Annotated in this window: 1 protein-coding gene and 1 pseudogene; both read right to left on the bottom strand. The window is 59.0% G+C overall.

The genetic code is table 11. The features are described from left to right. A pseudogene (locus M2A_RS16900) lies at positions 1–589 on the bottom strand (chromosome segregation protein SMC); the annotation flags it as partial. Further along, positions 573–3,261: Eco57I restriction-modification methylase domain-containing protein (locus tag M2A_RS18280; RefSeq protein ID WP_045449919.1), on the bottom strand; the 2,689-nt coding region annotated here is incomplete at its 5' end. The gene M2A_RS18280 and the pseudogene M2A_RS16900, both read right to left, overlap by 17 nt.

Genomic DNA, 3,261 nt, shown 5'->3' with positions numbered 1-3,261 from the left:
GGCATTCCTGATCGCGCGCCGCCCACGCGAGAGCAACCGGCCAGGCCCGCTGACCAACCGAAAGTCGCGCCAACTGGGAGGTCCCTTCGCCAAGGATCGTGGCCTCGATGGCGTCGATGAGCGGCTCTATGCCGGTCGCCGTTCCCTCCATCTTCGCAACAATATCGAGGTTGCCGTTCACAATAGCGAAGTGCTTGCGGGCAATGCCGAGCGGCCTCGTTACCGCCCAGCACACTCCGTCAAGCATCACTTCAGCACCGACGACGCCGTTCAGAAATGTCGTGGAGATGGCATCGCGCTGGACCTCATCGGCGAAGCGGGACTCGCCGAGGCAATACCGCAGCAAACGGCAGAACAGCGTCTTCCCGCTGCCATGGCCGATTGCACGTCCGCCCCCTTCCGGATCGTCATCTCCGTCAGGCGACCAGATGATGTTCAGCCCGGGCCGCAACTCGATGTCTCGAATGATCTCGCCGCCCGGTTCTTTCCAGATTTTCAGCCGTCGCACCCAAAGCCTCGGCTCCGTGAGGTTTTTCGGAACCTCAACGCTCAGTGGCTGAACCGGAAAGAGATCATCCTGCTGCGACATTTGCGATCCAGTCCCGGATCTCGCCGGGAGCAGCCTTCATGGTTGCGTCGATGTCCAGGTTTCGCAGCGCGTTGATGACAAACCCGGCGCGCCCTTCTGGCCAGCCCGCCGTGTCAAAGGCATCCAGACCTGTGCCTGGCGCCCAGGTTCCCTCTGCAAGGTCCTCGATCAGTCGACCGTTGCCACGATGGTTCGTGATGGCGGCATTCCACCCCGGCGTGGTCCGGGCGGCGAAGCCGACGACATTCCCGGAGCGAGGCTCTGCCTCCTGGCCCACCAGCCGCCGCCATTGGGCTTGATCCTCAGGCGGAAGAAGCGGTGTCAAAAGGTAGGGCTCAAGCATGATCGCCGCGGTCAGACGGACGGTGCGGATTGGCGTTGGACCATCCAACGACTTCAAAATCGCCGCCAGTGCCGCCGACGGATCGTGCTGCGGAGACGGCACCGCGCGAGCCCAGGCAGCGTCGGAAATTTGCTCGAGCGGCGGAAGCTGGATGCGTTGCCGCAATGGAGCGACGTCGAAATCCTCCGCACCATGACAAAGGCTGATGTCAGCGGGCGGCGGGGACAAAGGCGTCTGGTACGCCATACCTGATGCCTTCGCCTTCGCCATCGCGTCGTAGGCGGTCAGAACCAGCCGCTTGGTGCGGAACTCGCCATGGTCGCGCTCTTCATATTTTCGGAGGACGGTGAACGAGTTCAGGACCCAGTCGGATTGCTCGCTATCCAAACCATAGAGGTGCAAGACTGCCGCATCGATTTCTGCCTGGAGGATTTGACGGCGCGATGGATCCCATCTGAATGGAGGTGTTTCCCTTCCAATACTTTTTGCGAGGCTTTGGAGTTCCCAATTCGTGTAGAAGAGCTCGATTGCGCGATTGTTCAACCAAGCACGAACCTCCTCCCCAAGCCATGCAGGTGCCCCCTCAAGCTTCGCGCGCTCAAGCATTGGCAACTGTTCAACAATAAAAAATGTCATTCTGCTGGACTTCTGACGAACCGCGTAGTCGACCACCAAGCTTGAGAGAGTGGCAGAGAGCGCCAGTGCGTCTTTGGCAGAGGTATCGGTTGTCAAATAGGGGGAAGCATGCCCCATCGCCGTTAGCGGCAGGATCGTACCAATGAATGTCCGTTCTGACGGGCCTACGTCTCTCCACGAGAATAACCAAGGCCTTCCAGCGTCCTCGCCAAGCGTCTCCTTGGTCAGTTGAGCATCTACCCAGTAACGAGGCTGAATTCGATATTCCGCTGAGTTGTGCTTCTCATCTGAGACCCTAGGAAGAACGCCCTTGTTGGCCTGCTTCTCGGTCTGATTTTCATAGGTGCCGTACCGGTGGTCGAAGTGCCAGAACATCTTGCCCTCATAAAGAGGGTAGACCTGTCGACCGTCACGAAGCACCGCGAGCGCGCCCCGACGTTCTTCGATTAGCGGCGCAACCTCCTCATGGTCTATGAAATGGCCAGAGTCATTTGCCATGTGGAACATGGTCTTGAGGGAAACCTCCCAGTCATTCCGAACAACCTGACTGCCTTCCTTCTCAATCAAAATCGGCGCAGCCGTGTGGATGGCAGCCGTGACTTTCGCGTCTCTCGACCACCGAAAGGCGGGAAGGTTTAGGGTGTTCGGGTTGATGGCCCTGATTTCATCGACGGTGAGCGCGTACCGCTTTGCGGGATCGGCGATTTCAGCGGGTTGTCGGATGTGCGCTGTAAACCACGGCTTTTCTATCTGTACTGCTCGCCCTGCCATAGTGAGCAGTCCGAACTTCACCTTGTTGGTGATGTGCGGGAAGATCAGATCTTCATTCTCAAAACCAAAGAAAGCTACCAGAGACTTGGTGCTAAGCAACTCGGCTAGGAAGGCACGGTAAGTGAAGCCGCTGACCAATCCGGTGGGAATGATGAGCCCGGCGTATCCAGTAGGCTGCGTCAGCTGCCAGAAATGGTCGGTGAAAACGGCGTAGGTGTTGACGTCTCCGACGCCGCCTCGTGGGAAGCGCCCGGACTCGCGCATGAAATGGCTTTCGGTCGCGGCGGTTCTCAGCGCGTCCTGCCATTCTCTAGCCAGGCGCGGGTTGGTTTCGTCCAGCCGTTCGATCAGCTTCTTGCGCGCGGCGGCATTCTTCGCAGTTGCAATTTCGGCATCCCGAAGCGCGAAAAACTCCTGTTCCTGAAGTTTGACACGCTCCCACGGCGGATTGCCAAGCACAACGTCGAAGCCGCCCCGCTGCATGATATCCGGAAACTCAAGCGGCCAATGGAAGGCGCGCGCCTCGCGCGCGACCTTGGGCGCATCAACCATCGCGTTCCTGATCTTGCCCTGATTGAGCGCCATCCAGATTTCTTCGGTTGTCGGGACGGTTCGCTCTGACGGGCCTGTTGGAGCGTGGCCAGTCTTGGGCAGCAGGAACGCTGCGATAAAAAGGTCGCAGGCGGCCTTTGCGCGGACGAAGTCCTGCTTTTTGCGAAGTTCCTTGAAGCGTGCGGCTTTAGCGCCGATTTCCTCCAGTGTGTCTTCGGGCAGCTCACGGAAGCCAGAGAAGTCGACCGCGAACGGCTTGGTCTCGGGCAGTTTGTTGAGGCCGGTGCTAAAATCGAAACCGCCTTGGCCGGTTTTTGCCGCAGCGTTTATCTTCTTGTAGATGCTGGCGATGTCCTTGTCGTCGCCCGTC

It is taken from the genome of Tepidicaulis marinus (assembly GCF_000739695.1).
In the GTDB taxonomy this organism is placed as follows: domain Bacteria; phylum Pseudomonadota; class Alphaproteobacteria; order Parvibaculales; family Parvibaculaceae; genus Tepidicaulis; species Tepidicaulis marinus.
This window is presented reverse-complemented; position numbering and strand designations above follow the sequence as displayed.